The organism is Thalassococcus profundi, from assembly GCF_003344785.1.
Taxonomy (GTDB): Bacteria; Pseudomonadota; Alphaproteobacteria; order Rhodobacterales; family Rhodobacteraceae; genus Puniceibacterium; species Puniceibacterium profundi.
This window is the reverse complement of sequence record NZ_QPMK01000001.1, coordinates 477,267-494,387: the sequence shown is the minus strand read 5'-3', so window position 1 is coordinate 494,387 and position 17,121 is coordinate 477,267. Positions and strand designations below refer to the sequence as shown.

Genomic DNA, 17,121 nt, shown 5'->3' with positions numbered 1-17,121 from the left:
TATACCGGACCTCGTTCGCCCCCGGAGAGCGACCGCCGCAATCACACCATGTCTTGTGGGGGCCGTATGCGGCTGGAGCATCGCGCCACCGCAAGCCGTTACGATTTATGAAGATAATCCCACTCAACACGCGCCGATCATCAACGCGAGGCTTGCCATGGGACTTCGGGAAGTAGGGCTCCAGACGCGCCATCTGCGCATCGCTCAGCCAGAAGAGATCAGACATATCACCGCTCTGTTTTCGTGCGGTGAATCATGCCCTTCGGCTCAAATCAATAGGTCCTGAGCCTACCTTAACTTCTGCAACTTGCATTGCATATTGCAATATTCTTGCTCCAGAATCTTCCTTGCGTCAATCTTTTGGTCTGAATTCCTGCAAAACGGACCCGGAACGATGTGTTCGGCTGCACTTGCTCTTCCAACACGCGTACATGACGGCAGGGGCAGGATCACGCTTCGCGACCTCGATCAAAATGTAGCCGGGCAAAGCCGAAGCCGGCTGCATTCGGGAACGGGCGACCGGTTCGGCAGCGGACGGCCAGCTTCAGAGAAACCTTCCCCCTCGGGCTGAAGGCCTTCGGCACGCAGCGCTGACGATGTCCGTCGTCGATCCCCGCAAGAGCGGAGTGTTCAATGCCGGAACGGCTCTTGCCACCGACGCTTGCGACACGGGGGGTGCAACGCCGATAGGTCAGTTGAAGAGGCTTCCGCGGCACTTATCCGGTGCAACGAATCCGCCTGGACCGCGCGCCTGGTAGTCTTTAGCGCTCCGAAGCACGCGACCCCCTCTGGAAGCGAGGCGGCAATCGGCTGAAACGGCCGCAGAAATCGCGGCACCCGATGCGAGGCCTTACCGCCTGTGCGCCACCCGGCGCATGGCTCTCTGCCAGTCTGCAGAGGTTCTGAACAAAGTCGGTGCAGACGTCTGGCGCCACTGTCGTCTCACACTCCCGGGAGGATCGAGACCCGGGTCGGACGGAAGGTCCACGCGGCTTCATCTTGCCAATAAACCTCCCGCCGGAGGCATCCTGCCCCCTCCACCTGCGCGACGGCCGATCAGCCCGCGCAACGAAAACGCCCCGCGCAATGGCGGGGCGTTTCCGGTGTCTTCGGACGGTGAGGCTTACGCCATCCACCACCGTTCGGCCATGCGGCCGTTGTCCATACGGTAGAGGTTGCCCACCGCCTCGGGTGTCGCAACCGCATTGCTGAGCGCCTGCACCCAGTTGGCGAACATCGGGATGATCACGCCGCCTTCGTCGCGCAGGATGACCTGCATTTCGGTGTACATCTCGCGGCGCTTGTCGCTGTCGAGCTCGGCACGTGCTTCGATCAGCAGGTTCTGGAAGCGTTCGCTGTCCTCCGATCCCCACTGGCTGTCGTTCCACGGCACGCCTTCCTCGAAGGCGTTCGAGAACATCCAGTCCTCGGTGGCGCGGCCCGACCAGTAGGCGGCCGAGAACGGCTTTTTCAGCCAGACGTTCGACCAGTAGCCGTCCGCCGGTTCCTGCACCACGTTGAGGTTGATGCCCGCCGGTTTCGCCGAGGCCTGATACAGCTGCGCCGCGTCCAGCGCGCCGGCGAAGGCTGCCGAAGAGGCCGAGAGGTCGAGGTCGAGCGAGTCCATGCCCGCCTCTTTCAGGTAGAAGGCGGCCTTGTCCGGATCGTAGGTCAACTGCTCGATATCGTCGGCGAAATACTGGTTGGCCGGACCGATGGGCGTGTCGTTGCCGATGCGTCCGTGGCCCTGCAGGATCTTGTCGACCATTTCCTGGCGGTTGATCCCGTATTTGAGCGCCTTGCGGACGTTGACGTTGTCCAGCGGCGACACGTTCGTCAGCATCGGGAAGGTGAAGTGCTGGTTGCCGGTCAGCTCCTGGATGCGAAGCATCGGGTTGGCTTTCAAAAGCGCTTCGGTCTTGAAATCGACCCGGTCGATACTGTCGACCTGGCCGGTCATCAGCGCGTTCATCCGGGCAGTGGCATCGTTCACGGCGATGAATTCGACCTCGTCGAACCAGCCGGCGTTCCCGTCCTTGTAGTGGCTGTCGACGCGGCGGCCCACGAAACGCACACCCGGCTCGAAGCTGACGACCGAGTAGAGGCCGGTGCCGATGCCGTTGGCGATGGATTCCTCGATCTGGCCGGCGGGATAGATCAGCAGGTGGTAGTCCGACATCAGGTAGGGGAAATCGGCATTGCCGTTTTCCAGCGTGAACTGCACCTGGTGATCGGTGATCTTCTTCATCTCGGTGATCGCGGCGACCAGCGGCTGGGCGGCGGATTTCGACCCCTCGGCCACGTGCAGTTGCAGCGACTCGATCACGTCGTCGGCGCCGAAGGGCTTGCCGTTGTGGAAGGTCACGCCTTGGCGCAGGTTGAAGGTCCAGGTCTTGGCATCGGGCGTGGCTTCCCAATCGGTGGCAAGCTCTCCCACCAGCGACCCGTCGGCGGCCACTTCGGTCAGGCTGTCGAACACCCCGCCCTGGGCGGCGGCCTGCATGAAGATGTCGGAATGCGTCCGGCCGTCCCAGCTGTCGCTGGTGTTGGCGCCCGACAGGGCCACGCGCAGGCGCCCCCCGCGTTTGCCCTGCGCCCGCAGCGGCAGGCCGCTGGCGGCCAGAACACCGGCGGCGGCGCCGGTCTGAAGCAGTCCGCGTCTGCTGATATGTCTCATTGTCGTTCTCCCTGGTTTCGTCTTTTGCAGGTTGCCCCGCGTCTGTGACACCCGCGCGATACGGGGCCTAATCTAATCCATCTTCTGCACGGCGGCATCGCCGATGTTATCAACTCCGCGTTCCTTCAGCAGCGTGTTGAGCCAGTCCGGGTCCATCTCGGGCACCGAGCTGAGCAGCAGGTCGGTGTAGGGGTGGTGTGGCGGCTGGAACATCTCGACCTTGGGGCCCTGTTCGACCACCTCGCCGTCCTTCATCACCACCACCTCGTCGGCGATGGACCGTACCGTGGCAAGATCGTGGGTGATGAACATGTAACTCAGTTTCAGCTCGTCCTGCAATTTCGCAAGCAGCCGCAGGATGCCTTCTGCGACCAGCTGGTCGAGCGCCGAGGTCACCTCGTCGCAGATGATGAAGCGCGGCTCTGCCGCCAGGGCGCGGGCGATGCCGATGCGCTGTTTCTGGCCGCCCGACAGCTCGGAGGGCAGCCGGTCGATGTACCGATCGGCGGGCAGTTCGATCTGGTCCAGAAGCTCTTCGACCCGGCGGCGTTTGTCGCGGCCCTTGAGGCCCATGTAGAATTCCACCGGGCGACCGATGATCTCTCCGATGGTCTTGCGCGGGTTCAGCGCGGTGTCGGCCATCTGGTAGATCATCTGCACCTGCCGCAGCTGGTCCTTGCTGCGCTTGCGGTAATCCAGCGGCAGCGCCACACCATCGAATTCGATCACCCCCTTGCGCGGCGGCAGCAGCCCGGTGATGCAGCGCGCGGTCGTGGACTTTCCCGAGCCGCTTTCGCCCACCACCGCAACGGTGCGGCCCTCGTGGATGTCAAAGCTCACGTCATACAACACGTCGATCTTGCCGTAGCCCGCGGTGATCCCCTGCACCGACACAACCGGCGTGGCACGGTCGTGCACCGGCGGCTTCTGCGGGCGCTTGAACTCGCGCACCGCCCAAAGGCTCTTGGTATAGTCCTCCTTCGGATGGCTCAGCATGGCGCGGGTGTCTTGCGTTTCCACCTCGTCGCCGCGCAGCAGAACCTTGATGCGGTCGGCCATCTGCGCCACCACGGCAAGGTCGTGGGTGATGTAGATCGCCGCGGTGCCGAACTGGTCGACGATGTCGCGGATGCTGGCCAGCACCTCGATCTGCGTCGTCACGTCCAGCGCCGTGGTCGGTTCGTCGAAGATGATGAGGTCGGGACGGCAGGACATGGCCATCGCCGTCATCGCCCGCTGCAACTGCCCGCCGCTGACCTGATGCGGATAGCGGAAGCCGATCTCTTCGGGATGGGGCAGGCGCAGCTTGGCGTAAAGCTCCATCGCGTCGCGTTCGCTCTCGGACTTGCCCATGACGCCATGCTGGGTCGGTCCCTCGGTGTGCTGTTCGATGATCTTGTGCGCAGGATTGAAGGACGCCGCCGCCGACTGCGCCACGTAGGCGATGCGTTTGCCTAGTAGCCCGCGCTTGACCTCGGCGCTGGCTTTCACGAGGTCGATGCCATCGAAATTTACCGACCCCTTGGCGATCCGCACGCCGTCCCGGCAGAAGCCCATGGCGGCCAGGCCCATGGTGGATTTGCCGGCCCCGGATTCGCCGATCAGGCCCAGCACCTCACCTTTGTTAAGGTGCAGGTCGACGCCGTTGATGATCGGGTTCCAGACCTCGTCGGACCGGCCTTCGATCCAGATATCGGTCATTGTCAGCAGACGGCTCATTCCTTCAGCCCCGACGATCTGTGCAGCATCCAGTCCACCACGAAGTTCACCGCCACGGTCAGCAGCGCGATGGCCCCCGCCGCCAGCAGCGGTGCGCTCGCCACCTGCGGCGCGAACGCAGCGAAGTTGATGAACTGCGCTAGGTCGCGCACCATCGTGCCCCAATCCGCCAGCGGCGGCTGGATGCCGACGCCGAGGAACGACAGAGACGCGATGGTTAGGAACACAAAGCAGAAGCGCAGCCCGAATTCCGCCAGCAGCGGTGCGGTGGCATTGGGCAGGATTTCCTTGAAGATGAGATATCCCAGCCCCTCGCCGCGCAGCTTCGCGGCTTCGATGTAATCCATCACGACGATGTTCGCGCCCACGGCGCGGGCCAGCCGGAACACCCGCGTGCTGTCGATCACCGCGATGATGATGACCATGTAGAATGTCAAAAGCCCCTTCTCGGATCCGGCCCAGGCGCTGGCGATGGTCATCAGCAGCAGCGCAAAGATCAGCGACGGAATCGCCATCAGCACGTCGACCCCGCGGCTCAGCACCTGGTCGAGCCAGCCGCCCAGGGTCGCGGCCAGGAACCCGAGCGACCCGCCGATGAAGAAGGCAAGGCAGGTGGTGGCAAAGGCGATGCCCACGGTGTTTTGCGCGCCGTAGATCAGGCGGCTGAGGATGTCGCGGCCGATCTGGTCGGTGCCCAGCGGAAAGTCCCGGTTGCCGCCCATCGCCGGATTGCCGCCGGGCGGTATGTTGGCCGCGACGCCGGGCACGATCTGTTCCTGTCCGTAGGGCGCCAGCAGCCCGGCAAAGATCGCGAGAAAGGCGTAGATCAGGATCATCAGGATACCGAAACTCGCGGTCAACGGCATCTGCCGGAACAGCTTTTTCGTCGTGGAGGTGCCGACGCTCCGCCCCAGAAGGCGGAACAGCCAGGCGAACAGCGCGAAGATGATGAAACCTTCGATGGCAATGCGGAAGAAGAAGTACTTGTTGACCTCGGGCGCGGGCAGCGTCCGCGACAGGTAGTAGGACCAGACGATCCAGACCAGCAGCACCGCGCCCAGCACATAGCCGAAGGCCACGCTCAGCGGCATGTCACGGTAGAACGGTTTGCCATCGGTCGCCTTGATCCCGGCAAAGCGGAAGGCCCAGCCGCCGGCCAGACACAGGAGGAGTACGACGACGATCTGCATCCACAGGCTCATTTCGGATGCCTCAGCCGCGGGTTCGAGAGGATAGACATGATGTCGGCGGTGAGGTTCAGCAGGATGTAGGCGCCCGCGAAGATCAGGCAGCAGGCCTGCACTACCGGGATATCCCGAATCTTGACCGAATCGACGAAGAGCTGGCCGATGCCCGGATAGACGAAGACCACCTCGACCACGACGACGCCGGTGATGAGATAGGCGAGGTTCAGGGCGATGACGTTGATGATCGGCGCCAAAGCATTGGGCAGCGCGTGCTTCACGATCACCCGCAGCGGCGATATGCCCTTGAGCCGCGCCATCTCGATATAGGGCGACGCCAGAAGGTTGATGATCGCGGCACGGGTCATCCGCATCATGTGCGCGGTGACCACCAATGTCAGCGTCAGCGCCGGCAGCAGCGTCTTTTCCAGCCGCTCGCCCAGGCCCATGTCGGCATAGATGTTCGACAGGGACGGAAGCATCGGATTCAGCACCGCGAGGAACAGGATCAGGATATAGGCCAGGAAGAATTCCGGGCTGCTGATCGAGGTGAGCGTGAACATGTTGGCGAACTTGTCGAAGGCCGAATTGCGGTAGAGCGCCGCAAGGATGCCGAGGATCACCGCGAAGGGCACGGCAATCAGCGCCGTCACCCCCGCGAGGAACATGGTGTTCCAGAACCGCGGTCCGATCTGGTTGGCGACCGATGCCATGTTGGCGCTGCCCTCGGTTCCGACGAAGCTGGCGAAATTGGCCTGGGCGAAGGAATTGCCGAGGTCGCCCTGAACCGCACCGGCAAGCCACTGGAAATAGCGCGTCACCGGGTCCTGATCGAGCCCCAGGTCACGGCGGATCGCGGCGACCGCTTCGGGCGTGGCGCCCTGGCCCAGGATCGCCTCTGCGAAATCGCCGGGCAGCATGTTGACCGCGGTGAAGATCACGACCGAAACGATGAACAGCGTCAGCAGGCCGAGGGCCAGACGCTGGAGAATGATTTTGAAAACGGGATTCACGTAATCGCAGCCGCCCTGTTAGCGCTGGACACACGTTAACGTGTTCACGGCAACTGTAAAGGTTTGTCCAGAGGCCCGGTTCAGGCGGTTTCGGCGATCTGGTCCATGACCCGCACCAGTTCGGCGCTGATCCCCGGCTCGGACAGCGCATGCCCGGCATTGCGGATCATCCGCAAATCGGCATTGGGCCAGGCCTTTGCCAGTTGCCAGGCGCGGACCGGCGGGCAGATCATGTCGTAACGGCCCTGCACGATCACCCCCGGAATGTCGCGGATTCGTCCGACGTTCTGCAGGATCCAGCCGTCCTGTTCAAGGAAACCGGCATTCGCGAAGTAGTGGTTTTCCAGCCGCGCGAAGGCGCGGGCATATTCCCCCGGCGCCTCCCCGCCCTGACCGCTCGAATAGACCGAGGCCAGCGCGTTTTCCCAGGACGACCAGGCGCGGGCGTATTTCGTCTCGATCCGCAGGTCGCCGGAAAACAGCCGCCGATGATAGGCCGCGATCAGGTCGTCGCGTTCGTCTTCGGGAATGAGGTCGACGAACCGCGCCCAGGGTTCCGGCCAGAACTGCCCTGCGCCGCCACCGTAGAACCAGTCAAGCTCTGCCTGCGTCATCATGAAGACGCCGCGCAGCACCAGATGCGTCACCCGCTCGGGATGGCTGATGCCGTAGATCAGCGCCAGCGTCGCCCCCCAGCTGCCGCCGAAAACCACGAAGCGGTCGATGCCCAGCGTATGGCGGATGCGCTCGATATCCGCCACAAGGTCCCAGGTGGTGTTGTCGGTCACGCTCGCATGGGGCCGCGACCGGCCGCAGCCGCGCTGATCGAACAGCACGATGCGATAAACTTTCGGGTCGAAGTACCGCCGCATCGCCGGGCTGCACCCGCCGCCCGGCCCGCCATGCAGCACGATCACCGGACGTCCCTCGGGGTTGCCGCATTGTTCGACATAAACGGTATGCCCGTCCCCCACGTCCAGCATGCGCTGGTCGAACGGGTCGATCGGCGGATACAGGTATTGCACTGCGCGTTTTTGGCCCAAGTCCTTGTCCATGTCTGATCTATATTGGACTGTGCGGGCAAAAGACCATGGGAATTTCCAAGATGACCACCAACACCGTCGATCCGTCCGAAATCGCCAAGTTCGAGGCCATGGCCGCCGAATGGTGGGATCCGAATGGCAAGTTCAAGCCGCTGCACATGCTGAACCCGATCCGGCTGGACTACATCACCGCCCAGATCGCCGGAGAGTTCGACCGCGACCTTGGGACGCGGGCGCCGTTTGCCGGGCTGCGCATCCTCGATATCGGCTGCGGCGGCGGGCTCCTGTGCGAACCGATGGCGCGTCTCGGGGCCGAGGTCACCGGCGCCGACGCAGCCGAAGGCAACATTCCCGTCGCCCGCACCCATGCCGAACAGTCGGGGTTAAGGATCGACTACCGTCACACCACCGCCGAAGCGCTCGCCGATACCGCCGCAGAGTTCGACGTGGTGCTGACCATGGAGGTGATCGAACACGTGGCCGATCCGCTGGGCTTTCTCACTGCCTGCCGCCGGCTGCTGCGACCCGGCGGTCTGCACCTCTGTTCGACCCTTAACCGCAATCCGAAAAGCTTCGCCATGGCCATCGTCGGGGCCGAATACGTCATGCGCTGGCTGCCCAGGGGCACCCATGAATGGACCAAGTTCGTCACCCCGGAAGAGCTGTTCGACATGCTGCGGCGCGCCGGGCTCGACCCGGTGGACCGCAAGGGGTTCCAGTTCAACCCGGTGACCTGGACCTGGCGCATCTCGGCCCGCGACCTGTCGGTGAACTATGTGACGGCGGCGCTGAAACCCGCGTAAGCAGCGGCTACCCCTTCTCCAGCTTCAGCCGGATTTCGCGCAGGACCGGCAGTGCCGTGCGGACCTTGTGGTCGCCCAGTTCCGATACGATTTCCGAAATGAGCGGGGTGATCGCCGCCAGCGCCGCATCCCGCGCCCGCATCCCGGCCGGCGAGATCGCAACGAGCTTCTTGCGCGCATCGTCCCAGTCCGGGCGCACATGCACGAAGCCCGACGCCTCGAGCCGCGACAGCGTGTTGGTCATCGCGCCGCGGGTGACATGGAAACTGCGCGCCAACTGCGCCGGCGTCCGCTCTACGCTGCCGCGGGCGAGGTGGTTAAGCACCGAAAAATGCGAGATTTCCATGCGGTCGGGCAGCACCCGCGTCAGCCGGTTCCGCAGCAATTGATCGGCGGTCAGAAGCTCGCTGATCAGGGATATGGAAAGCGCGTCGATAGCGGACATCAGGGGCCCTCGAAACTGCGGTCGTGGGTCAGCGACGGGACCTTGCGCCGGGCGGCCTCGACCGCGCCAAGGTCGAGGTCGACGAAATGTGCCCCGACCTTTTCCCCGGCATCGAGAAGCACCTCTCCCCAGGGCGACACGGCCAGGGAATGACCGTAGGTGCGGCGGCTCTTGCCGGTCGAGGCCGGATGCAGGCCCACCTGCGCGGGCGCCAGCACGAAACAGCCGGTCTCTATGGCACGGGCGCGCAGCAGCGGTTCCCAGTGCATCGGCCCGGTTCCGGGTGAAAACGCCGAGGGCACGGTCAGGATCTCGGCCCCGGCATGGGCCAGCGCGCGGTAGAGATAGGCAAACCGCAGGTCATAGCAGACCGTCATCCCGATCCGTGCAAACGGCGTATCGGCCAACACCGCGCGATCCCCCGGCGCATAGCCGCTGGATTCGCAATACGTCTCTTCGGCGCTGACCTGTACGTCGAACATGTGCATCTTGTCGTACTGCGCGGCGATGGATCCGTCGGGCGCGATCAGGAAGGACCGGTTCACGAACCGCTCTTCCGGCGGATCGGCGCGAAGCGCCAGCGATCCGATCAGGATCCAGACGCCCAGCCGGGCGGCCTCTTCGCGCAACTTCGCCAGGCTCGGGTCGTCGGTCTGGTGCCGCAACATCGACGCCTGGTGAGCGCGATCCAGCGACACGCAGTTCGTCACCTCCGGCGTCAGGACGAACGTCGCGCCCTCCTTGACCGCGTGGCGCAGCATTTCAGAGACGATATTGAGGTTGTGCCCCGGGTTGTCCGAGGCCGTCATCTGGAGCAGCGCCGCGCGCATCAGGCGGCCAGCAGCGGGTCCAGCTTGCCCGCCCTGTCCAAGGCATAAAGCTCGTCGCAGCCGCCCACATGGGTGTCGCCGACAAAGATCTGCGGCACGGTGCGGGCGCCGCCTGCGCGGGTGATCATCTCGGGCTTGCGCGCGGGGTCGGCCAGCACATCGATCTCGTTGAACGACACGCCCTTCTGCGTCAGCAGGCGCTTGGCCGCGTGGCAAAAGCCGCAGAGCGGCGAGGTATAGATGTCGACGTTTTGCATATGGGTATCCTTTATCCCTTTGTCGGGGATTTAGGTGTCCTTTGCAACGCGTGCCAGTACCACCGTGACAACCCTGCTTGCACCGGACGCATGGCACGCCTCTGTCGCGGCGCCCAGCGTGGCACCCGAGGTCATCACGTCATCGACGATGACCACCGCACGGTCCTTCAGGACGCCGGCCTTTTTCGGATGCGGCTCTATCGCGCCCTGCAGGACGCCGAAGCGGTCGTCGCGGCTGCGCCCGTCCAGCGACGGCGTGCGCCGGGGCCGGATCAGCGCGTCGGGGCACCAGTCGCAGTCCAGCTCCGCCGCCAGCGCATTGGCCAGCAGCGCCGACTGGTTGTACCGCCGTGCCGCGAGCCGCCAGAAGTTCAGAGGCACCGGCACGAGCAACGGGTCTTCGGGCAGGATCGGCCGCAGCGCGCGGGCCATCCAGCGTGCGGCCGGCACGGCAATGTCGTGCCGGTCGCCGTGTTTCAGCGCCAGCACCAGCCGCCGCGCCGTGTCCCTGTAGAGCAGTGCCGCCCGGCCCTGCGCCCAGGGCCGGGCCACCGTCAGGCAGTCGTCGCAATGTTCGGCCTCGGTCGATTCGCCGGGCAGCGGTACGCCGCAGAGGTCGCAGACAAGGCCTGCGACGAAGGGCGTGTCGCGCCAACAGACACCACACAGGCCGAAATCCGTCTCGACCAGGCCGCCGCAGGACATACAGCGGGCCGGGTAGATCAGCGAAAGCGCCGTTTGAAACCCTCGTGTCAGCAGCTTATCTATCCCACATGTCCACACCGCCCGACCTGACCGACCGCCGCGCCCTTTCGCAGCACCGCGTCCGCGCCGCCCGCGCGCCCGCCCTGTTCCTGCACGAGGCCGCCGCCGAAGAGGTTCAGGATCGGCTCTCCATGGTTAACAAATCCTTTCACGCGCCGGCCGTGATCACGCCTTTTCCGCAGGCCTGGGACACGGTCCTGCCCGAGGCAAGGATCGTCCCCGACGAAGAGGTGCTGGCTTTGGACGAGGCCGCGCACGACCTGATCGTGCATGGTCTTGCGCTGCACTGGGCGAACGATCCGGTCGGCCAGTTGATCCAGTGCCGCCGCGCGCTGAAACCCGATGGTCTGCTGCTTGCCGTCACCTTCGGCGGTCGCACCCTGCAAGAGCTGCGCGCGGCCCTGGGCCAGGCCGAGATCGAATTGACCGGCGGGCTGTCTCCGCGCGTGGCCCCGATGGGCGAAATCCGGGACCTTGGCGGTCTGCTACAGCGCGCGGGCCTTGCCCTGCCGGTGGCCGATGGCGTGGCGCAGACCGTGAGCTACGCCACGCCTTTCGACCTGATGCGCGACCTGCGCGCCATGGGCGAGAGTAATGCCCTGCATGCGCGGCTGCGCAGCCCAACCCGCCGCGCCGTGCTGATGCGCGCGGCAGAACTTTATGCCCAGGGCTTTGCCGATGCCGATGGTCGCATCACCGCCACCTTCGAGACCATCGTGCTCACCGGCTGGGCGCCCGATGCCAGCCAGCCGCAGCCGCTGCGCCCGGGATCGGCCGGCGCACGGCTTGCCGACGCTCTGGGCACGCGCGAGACGCCCCTGAAAGATTGACCTTAGCGTCTCAGGCTATATGTCAGCGTGAACCGCAGACAGACCGGGACCACAGATGCTGGACGCCACCAAAGCCGCGCAGCGCCCTGCGCATGCCCCCGCCGATCATCCGAAAGTCGCCGCCGCCAAGGTCGGCATTCTTCTGGCCAACCTCGGCACGCCGGACAATTACGACTACTGGTCGATGCGCCGGTATCTCAACGAATTCCTGTCCGACCGCCGGGTGATCGACTATTCGCCGTGGCTCTGGCAGCCGTTGCTGCAGCTCGTGATCCTGACCAAGCGCCCGTTCAGCTCGGGCGAGGCCTACAAGTCGATCTGGAACGAAGACCAGGGCGAAAGCCCCCTGATGACCATCACGAAGGACCAGACCGCCGCGATTTCAAAGGCGATGAAAGACCGCTACGGCGACCAGGTCATGGTCGATTTCTGCATGCGCTACGGCAACCCGTCGACCAAATCCAAGGTGCGGGCGATGATCGATGCCGGCTGCCGAAAGATCCTGTTCTTCCCGCTGTACCCGCATTACGCCGGCGCCACCTCGGCCACGGCGAACGACCAGTTCTTCCGGGTTCTGATGGAAGAGAAGTGGCAGCCGACCGTGCGCACCGTCGATCCCTATTTCGAACATCCGCTCTACATCGAGGCGCTGGCCCAGTCGATCGAGGCCGCCTATGCCAAGATGGAGACGAAACCGGATATCCTGTGCTGTTCCTACCACGGTGTGCCGAAACGTTACCTGATGGAAGGCGATCCCTATCACTGCCAGTGCCAGAAGACGACGCGCCTGCTGAAGGAACGGCTGGGCTGGGCCGATACCGACATCAAGACCACCTTCCAGTCCAAGTTCGGCCCCGAGGAATGGCTCAAGCCCTACACCGTCGAAGAAGTGGCACGGCTGGCGTCGGAGGATGGCAAGAAGAACATCGCCGTCTGCGCGCCGGCCTTCTCGGCCGACTGCATCGAAACGCTCGAAGAGATCAACGAAGAGATCAAGGAAAGCTTTGAAGAGGCGGGCGGCGAGCATTTCACCTACATTCCCTGCCTCAACGACGATCCGGCGCACATCCGGGCGCTGTCGGCAGTGATCGAGGAAAACCTCGAAGGCTGGCTGCGCTAGGCGCGATGCTTTCGGATCACGGGACATGAAAAAAGGCGCCGCAATCGCGGCGCCTTTTCTCTGGTAAAGCTGTAGAGCTTAGTTGGCGGCAGCAGCTGCGACGACAGCCAGCAGCAGCAGCGGCACCAGGATCGCGGCCGAGGAAGAAGCCTGTTCGGTTTCTTCGACGACAACGACGGGCTCCATCATGACGTCGTCTTTTGCATACGAACCGGCATAAGCGGTCGATGCAGCAGCGGTCATGGCAGCGGCGAGAGCGAGATTCTTCATTACTATCCTCCAGATATACGCCTGATCGTCTTTCACAAAGGAAGACCGGCAGCAGGCACCCAAGACTTACCTCGTAAGAATTCTTAAGCAGCAATTCTGGGCGATTGCAATTGTATCCTATCAGGCGGCTCGGCGCTCCCGGAGAGATGTCGTCAAATTAGCAACACCTGCGTTCCCACCTTGGCAAGCTGGTACAGCTGCTCGATATGCTCGTTGTAGAGCCCGATGCAGCCGTTCGACGACCGGCGCCCGATCTTGCGAGTGTCATGGGTGCCGTGGATCCGGTAGTAGGTCCAGCTCAGGTGGAGCGACCGCGTGCCGAGCGGGTTGTCCGGCCCCGGCGGCACGTAATCCGGCCATTCCGGGTTGCGCTGCTTCATCGACGGCGTCGGACGCCAGTCGGGGTTCGGGTCCTTCAGGACCACGCTCGTCCGCCCGCGGCGGGTCAGGTCCTCGGTCAGCGGCACGGAGGTCGGATAAAGCTTGTAGGTGCTGCGGTCCTCGGACCAGTAGTGCAGCGCACGGCTTTGCGTGTCGACCAGGATCGCACCGTTGTTGAGATTCGAGAAATAGGGCTGCCAGTCCAGCGACCGGAAGCTCGAGATGTTGCGGCGCACGGAGGTGGAAATGTCGCGCTCCATCTCGACGGTACCGGCGCCGTTGACGTCCTGCGCCAGCGCTGGCGTTCCGATCACTGCAGCGGTCCCGGCGAGGAAACTGCGCCGGTCTAGCGTGTGTTTTGCCGATTTCGTCATGTCATCGACTCCTTAAGAAGACACAATATTGATCGGTATATTATTGCGGTAATGTCTCAGTCGCAAATCAAAGACCCGTCAACAGGCAGGCTCACGCCGATGTGGGTTTGATTAGCAACGTTTGCCGCGATAAGGCAGGGCAATCCCGTGAATAGGTGGCCCCATGATGATCCGCATACCCCTTCTTCTTTCCGCAGCAGCCCTGGCCTTGTCCGCATGTGCCGCACCGCCCCCCTCTGCGCCGACCCTCGGCCCGGATGGTCGGCCGCTGCCGCAAGTGTACCGAATCAACTCTGCGTCCGAAGGGCGGATCCAGTACCGCGTGCTCGATTCCGTGAATTCCCTGCGCCAGGCCGCAGGCGCGTCGCCGGTTGACCTGAATTCGTCGCTGAACGCCGCCGCCGCCACTCATTCGCGCGACATGTCGGTTCAGAACCGGCCGTGGCACTTCGGCTCTGACGGATCGTCGCCGATCGACCGCGTGCGCCGGGTCGGCTACACCGGCGAGATGCTGGGCGAAAATATCTCGGAAACCTACGAGACCGAGTTGGAAACCCTCGGCGCCTGGATGGAAGAATCGGCCACGCGCGACGTGATCCTCGACCCCGAAGCGCGTGAGATGGGCTTTTCCTGGTACCAGGAACCCAACGGCAAGATCTGGTGGACGATGATCATGGGCGGTTCCGGCGCGTCGCAGCCGGTCACACCGATCCCGACCGAAGCCTTCTGATACAGGGTCGGCCGAGATCGATCCGGCCCCGAAGATCAGGCCGGATCAGTCTCTGTTCCGTCACGGATTGATCGTGATCGGCGTGCCGTCCCGCACCATGGCATAGATGTCTTCAATCTCGCGGTCGGTGACCGCGATGCAGCCCCAGGTCCAGTCGCGCAGGTTGCTGCGGTAGGGCTTGGGCCGCCCGTGAATGAAGATGTCGCCGCCCGGGCTCTTGCCCAGTGCCTCGGCCATCGCCTTGTCGCGTTCGTTGGGATAATCCAGCCCGATCGACAGGTGGAACCGGCTGTTTGGGTTACGCCGGTCAATGGTATAGGTGCCTTCGGGGGTCCGACCGTCGCCTTCGACTTGCTTGTGGCCCGCCGGCGCGAATCCCAGACCGATGTCGAAATCGCGCAGTACCTTGGTGTGGTGCAGAAGGTACATGCGCCTGTCGGCCTTGTTGACCACCACATGGGTCACTTCGGGTCCGTTGTATGTCCTGAACTTGCTGCCGCCGCCGCAGCCTGCCAGCGCAAAGGCCAGCAGAAGCGCGGCCAGAACCGGTATCACTCTCATTGCTATGTCCGCTCGTTTTTTTTCGCACCATAGCGGTAAAAACGGCACCGCAACAGATGCAGAATGCGCGATCACGGCGGGTTTACCGCTTGTCCCGCGCCTCCAGCTGTTTCTCGATGGCGACAAGCCGCGCCAAAACCTCGTCGCGGTAGGTGCCGGTGGCGGCGTCGGCTTCCTCGGAATGCGCTTCCTGCATCGAATTGACGATCAGACCCACCAGAAGGTTCACCACGGCAAAGGTCGTGACCATGATGAACGGCACGAAGAAGGCCCAGGCGTAGGGATAGGCGTCCATCACCGGGCGGACGATTCCCATGGACCAGGATTCCAATGTCATGATCTGGAAAAGCGTATAGGCCGACCGGCCAAGGTCGCCGAACCACTCGGGAAAAAGCGCGCCGAACAGCTGCGTCGCCATGACCGCGCCGATGTAGAAGATGATCGCCATCAGCAGGAACACGCTGGCCATGCCCGGCAGCGCGCTGACGAAGCCTTCAACCACGCGGCGCAGGCGGGGTGCTATCGAGATGACCCGCAAGATCCGCAGGACGCGCAGCGCCCGCAGGACAGAGAAGGATTCCGTCCCCGGCGCCAGCGCGATGCCGACGATCAGGAAATCGAAGATGTTCCAGCCGTTGCGGAAGAAATTGCGCCCATGGGCAAAGAGCTTGGCCGCAAGTTCCGCCACGAAGATCGCAAGGCAGGCCCGGTCGAGCGCCTTGATGAGCGGCCCGGCCTCGGCCATGATCTCTTCGGAGGTTTCCATCCCCAGCAGAACCGCGTTGATCAGGATCACCGCGATGATCGCGTTCTGCACACTGGCCCGCGCCATGAAGGCGCCGACCCGTTCCCGAAGTTGCATCATGCCTGTCCCTCGACCCTAAGCTGCGCGGCCATCTCCACATGGGTGGACCAGCGGAACTGGTCAACCACCTGCACCCAGTCGATGCGATAGCCCGCCGACACCAGGGCGGCGCAATCCCGCGCAAAGGTCACCGGGTTGCACGACACATGCGCGACGCGCGGCACCTGTGCCTTGGCGATCTGCGCAATCTGCGCCTCGGCCCCGGCGCGCGGTGGGTCGATGACTACGGCGTCGTAGCGTGACAGTTCCTCGGCCAACAGCGGATTGCGGAAGAGGTCGCGCGTTTCGGTGCTCAGCGGCTTGAGACCCTGCGCGTTGCGCGCGCCGTGATCCAGCGCCGTCAACATCGGGGCACTGCCTTCGACGGCATGGACTCGGGCGGCATCGGCCAATGGCAGGGCGAAGGTGCCGCAACCGGCGAAGAGGTCGACGATCCGGCCAGCCTCGCCCACCGCTTCGCGCACCGCGTCCAGCAGCGCCGCCTCGCCCTCGGGTGTCGCCTGCAGGAAGGCCCCCGGCGGCACGACGACCTCGGCCCGGCCCATGATCTGCCGCGGCGGGCGGCGGGTAATGGCGAAATCCCCGTCCCAGCCTATGCGCGCGAGGTCGTACTTGCGCGCCAGATCCGCCAATGCCGCCGACAACGGTGCATCCAGCGGCTTGCCGCCCGTCACCGACAGGTCGAGCCCGTCGGCCGAACGGGTCATCAGCACCGAAAGCTCGCCTTTGCGGCTGGCCGCGAGCACGGCCAGCTCTTCGGCCAGCGGCAGGGCGGCTGCGATCTGCGGATGCACCAGCTGGCAGTCCGGCACCGACACGATCACGTCCGACGCTTTCATGTGAAACCCCGCCAGCCCGCCCTTCTTCGTGCGCCGCGCCGAAAATGTCGCGCGGCGGCGGCTTTGCGCGGGCGACACTGCGATGGGCCGGAACGGCGCCGAAAGGCCCTGTGCCGCCAGCGCCGTGCGCACCACCTCCACCTTCCAGTCGGCCAGGAATGCGTCGCTGGCATGCTGCAACTGGCAGCCGCCGCAGGACTTGGCATGACGGCAGGGCGGGCGCACGCGGTCGGACGACGGCGTGAGGATGCGCGGCGTCGCCATGACGCCGTCCGTAACGGCGCCTTCGACCTCTTCGCCGGGCAGGGCCCCCGGCACGTAAACCGGCCCGGCGGCAATGCCGTCTCCCTGGTGCCCAAGCCTGTCGATGATGAGATGTTCCATACCCGCCTTGTGCCCGGTCTCGGACGGCGCG

The 17,121-nt window shown here is 64.3% G+C and carries 19 protein-coding genes; 4 read left to right on the top strand and 15 right to left on the bottom strand.

Annotated elements, in window-relative coordinates:
- From DU478_RS02285 to pip, 6 genes are all read right to left on the bottom strand, one after another.
- A partial coding sequence (locus tag DU478_RS02285; RefSeq protein ID WP_147276313.1) for a transposase occupies window positions 1-226 on the bottom strand: 226 nt, incomplete at its 3' end.
- An 897-nt stretch (window positions 227-1,123) separates the two neighbouring features.
- A complete protein-coding gene (locus DU478_RS02280) occupies window positions 1,124-2,677 on the bottom strand; it encodes an ABC transporter substrate-binding protein (protein WP_114509298.1) in 1,554 nt (517 codons plus the stop codon).
- 72 nt (window positions 2,678-2,749) lie between these two features.
- Window positions 2,750-4,396: an ABC transporter ATP-binding protein gene (locus DU478_RS02275; protein WP_114509297.1), complete on the bottom strand. Its 1,647-nt coding sequence runs from the start codon at window positions 4,394-4,396 to the stop codon at window positions 2,750-2,752.
- Window positions 4,393-5,586, bottom strand: coding sequence for an ABC transporter permease (locus tag DU478_RS02270; RefSeq protein ID WP_407703139.1), 1,194 nt, complete (start codon window positions 5,584-5,586; stop codon window positions 4,393-4,395). The genes DU478_RS02275 and DU478_RS02270 overlap by 4 nt, the downstream gene beginning before the upstream one ends.
- Before the next feature lie 8 nt (window positions 5,587-5,594).
- Window positions 5,595-6,593, bottom strand: coding sequence for an ABC transporter permease (locus DU478_RS02265; RefSeq protein ID WP_114509295.1), 999 nt, complete (start codon window positions 6,591-6,593; stop codon window positions 5,595-5,597).
- A gap of 80 nt (window positions 6,594-6,673) precedes the next feature.
- Window positions 6,674-7,648, bottom strand: coding sequence for a prolyl aminopeptidase (pip, locus tag DU478_RS02260; protein ID WP_114509294.1), 975 nt, complete (start codon window positions 7,646-7,648; stop codon window positions 6,674-6,676).
- Between the two features lie 50 nt (window positions 7,649-7,698).
- Here pip and ubiG point away from each other — a divergent pair, with 50 nt between their 5' ends.
- Window positions 7,699-8,439: a bifunctional 2-polyprenyl-6-hydroxyphenol methylase/3-demethylubiquinol 3-O-methyltransferase UbiG gene (gene ubiG, locus DU478_RS02255; RefSeq protein ID WP_114509326.1), complete on the top strand. Its 741-nt coding sequence runs from the start codon at window positions 7,699-7,701 to the stop codon at window positions 8,437-8,439.
- A 7-nt stretch (window positions 8,440-8,446) separates the two neighbouring features.
- Here ubiG and DU478_RS02250 read toward each other — a convergent pair whose 3' ends face one another.
- From DU478_RS02250 to DU478_RS02235, 4 genes are read right to left on the bottom strand one after another with little or no spacing between them, the layout of a single operon-like run.
- A complete protein-coding gene (locus tag DU478_RS02250) occupies window positions 8,447-8,884 on the bottom strand; it encodes a MarR family winged helix-turn-helix transcriptional regulator (RefSeq protein WP_114509293.1) in 438 nt (145 codons plus the stop codon).
- Window positions 8,884-9,714 (bottom strand): carbon-nitrogen hydrolase family protein, encoded by an 831-nt coding sequence (locus DU478_RS02245; protein ID WP_114509292.1) that lies wholly within the window; start codon window positions 9,712-9,714, stop codon window positions 8,884-8,886. The genes DU478_RS02250 and DU478_RS02245 overlap by 1 nt, the downstream gene beginning before the upstream one ends.
- Complete coding sequence (gene grxC / locus DU478_RS02240) at window positions 9,714-9,971, bottom strand: glutaredoxin 3 (protein ID WP_114509291.1); 258 nt, start codon at window positions 9,969-9,971, stop codon at window positions 9,714-9,716. Before grxC ends, DU478_RS02245 begins: the two co-directional genes overlap by 1 nt.
- 30 nt (window positions 9,972-10,001) lie before the next feature.
- On the bottom strand, window positions 10,002-10,676 hold the full coding sequence (locus DU478_RS02235; protein ID WP_114509290.1) for a ComF family protein: 675 nt from the start codon (window positions 10,674-10,676) through the stop codon (window positions 10,002-10,004).
- A 68-nt stretch (window positions 10,677-10,744) separates the two neighbouring features.
- Between DU478_RS02235 and DU478_RS02230 the strand changes: the two genes are divergently transcribed.
- The gene (locus tag DU478_RS02230; RefSeq protein ID WP_114509289.1) at window positions 10,745-11,566 is read left to right on the top strand and encodes a methyltransferase domain-containing protein; all 822 of its coding nucleotides are present in this window, start codon (window positions 10,745-10,747) and stop codon (window positions 11,564-11,566) included.
- A gap of 55 nt (window positions 11,567-11,621) precedes the next feature.
- Window positions 11,622-12,686, top strand: coding sequence for a ferrochelatase (gene hemH / locus DU478_RS02225; protein ID WP_114509288.1), 1,065 nt, complete (start codon window positions 11,622-11,624; stop codon window positions 12,684-12,686).
- Between the two features lie 78 nt (window positions 12,687-12,764).
- On the opposite strand, the gene DU478_RS02220 is transcribed toward hemH, so the two are convergent.
- Both DU478_RS02220 and DU478_RS02215 read right to left on the bottom strand, forming a co-directional pair.
- On the bottom strand, window positions 12,765-12,956 hold the full coding sequence (locus DU478_RS02220; RefSeq protein WP_114509287.1) for a ferrochelatase: 192 nt from the start codon (window positions 12,954-12,956) through the stop codon (window positions 12,765-12,767).
- 152 nt (window positions 12,957-13,108) lie between these two features.
- Window positions 13,109-13,711 (bottom strand): L,D-transpeptidase, encoded by a 603-nt coding sequence (locus DU478_RS02215; protein WP_114509286.1) that lies wholly within the window; start codon window positions 13,709-13,711, stop codon window positions 13,109-13,111.
- Between the two features lie 166 nt (window positions 13,712-13,877).
- On the opposite strand from DU478_RS02215, the gene dalA reads away from it, so the two are divergent.
- Complete coding sequence (gene dalA / locus DU478_RS02210) at window positions 13,878-14,441, top strand: divisome-associated lipoprotein DalA (RefSeq protein ID WP_114509325.1); 564 nt, start codon at window positions 13,878-13,880, stop codon at window positions 14,439-14,441.
- 60 nt (window positions 14,442-14,501) lie between these two features.
- Here dalA and DU478_RS02205 read toward each other — a convergent pair whose 3' ends face one another.
- The 3 genes from DU478_RS02205 to DU478_RS02195 all read right to left on the bottom strand — a co-directional run bounded on the left by DU478_RS02205 (window position 14,502) and on the right by DU478_RS02195 (window position 17,090).
- The gene (locus DU478_RS02205) at window positions 14,502-15,002 is read right to left on the bottom strand and encodes a L,D-transpeptidase family protein (protein ID WP_114509285.1); all 501 of its coding nucleotides are present in this window, start codon (window positions 15,000-15,002) and stop codon (window positions 14,502-14,504) included.
- Window positions 15,003-15,084: 82 nt separating this feature from the next.
- The gene (locus tag DU478_RS02200) at window positions 15,085-15,864 is read right to left on the bottom strand and encodes an ion transporter (RefSeq protein WP_114509284.1); all 780 of its coding nucleotides are present in this window, start codon (window positions 15,862-15,864) and stop codon (window positions 15,085-15,087) included.
- Window positions 15,864-17,090 (bottom strand): class I SAM-dependent RNA methyltransferase, encoded by a 1,227-nt coding sequence (locus DU478_RS02195; RefSeq protein WP_114509283.1) that lies wholly within the window; start codon window positions 17,088-17,090, stop codon window positions 15,864-15,866. Before DU478_RS02195 ends, DU478_RS02200 begins: the two co-directional genes overlap by 1 nt.
- Window positions 17,091-17,121: the final 31 nt, after the last annotated feature.

Coding starts and splice junctions, on each gene's coding strand:
- DU478_RS02280 (WP_114509298.1), bottom strand. CDS start 2,677: ATGAGACATATCAGCAGACGCGGACTGCTTCAGACCGGCGCCGCCGCC.
- DU478_RS02275 (WP_114509297.1), bottom strand. CDS start 4,396: ATGAGCCGTCTGCTGACAATGACCGATATCTGGATCGAAGGCCGGTCC.
- DU478_RS02270 (WP_407703139.1), bottom strand. CDS start 5,586: ATGCAGATCGTCGTCGTACTCCTCCTGTGTCTGGCCGGCGGCTGGGCC.
- pip (WP_114509294.1), bottom strand. CDS start 7,648: ATGGACAAGGACTTGGGCCAAAAACGCGCAGTGCAATACCTGTATCCG.
- ubiG (WP_114509326.1), top strand. CDS start 7,699: ATGACCACCAACACCGTCGATCCGTCCGAAATCGCCAAGTTCGAGGCC.
- DU478_RS02250 (WP_114509293.1), bottom strand. CDS start 8,884: ATGTCCGCTATCGACGCGCTTTCCATATCCCTGATCAGCGAGCTTCTG.
- DU478_RS02245 (WP_114509292.1), bottom strand. CDS start 9,714: ATGCGCGCGGCGCTGCTCCAGATGACGGCCTCGGACAACCCGGGGCAC.
- grxC (WP_114509291.1), bottom strand. CDS start 9,971: ATGCAAAACGTCGACATCTATACCTCGCCGCTCTGCGGCTTTTGCCAC.
- DU478_RS02235 (WP_114509290.1), bottom strand. CDS start 10,676: ATGTCCTGCGGCGGCCTGGTCGAGACGGATTTCGGCCTGTGTGGTGTC.
- DU478_RS02230 (WP_114509289.1), top strand. CDS start 10,745: ATGTCCACACCGCCCGACCTGACCGACCGCCGCGCCCTTTCGCAGCAC.
- hemH (WP_114509288.1), top strand. CDS start 11,622: ATGCTGGACGCCACCAAAGCCGCGCAGCGCCCTGCGCATGCCCCCGCC.
- DU478_RS02220 (WP_114509287.1), bottom strand. CDS start 12,956: ATGAAGAATCTCGCTCTCGCCGCTGCCATGACCGCTGCTGCATCGACC.
- DU478_RS02215 (WP_114509286.1), bottom strand. CDS start 13,711: ATGACGAAATCGGCAAAACACACGCTAGACCGGCGCAGTTTCCTCGCC.
- dalA (WP_114509325.1), top strand. CDS start 13,878: ATGATCCGCATACCCCTTCTTCTTTCCGCAGCAGCCCTGGCCTTGTCC.
- DU478_RS02205 (WP_114509285.1), bottom strand. CDS start 15,002: ATGAGAGTGATACCGGTTCTGGCCGCGCTTCTGCTGGCCTTTGCGCTG.
- DU478_RS02200 (WP_114509284.1), bottom strand. CDS start 15,864: ATGCAACTTCGGGAACGGGTCGGCGCCTTCATGGCGCGGGCCAGTGTG.
- DU478_RS02195 (WP_114509283.1), bottom strand. CDS start 17,090: ATGGAACATCTCATCATCGACAGGCTTGGGCACCAGGGAGACGGCATT.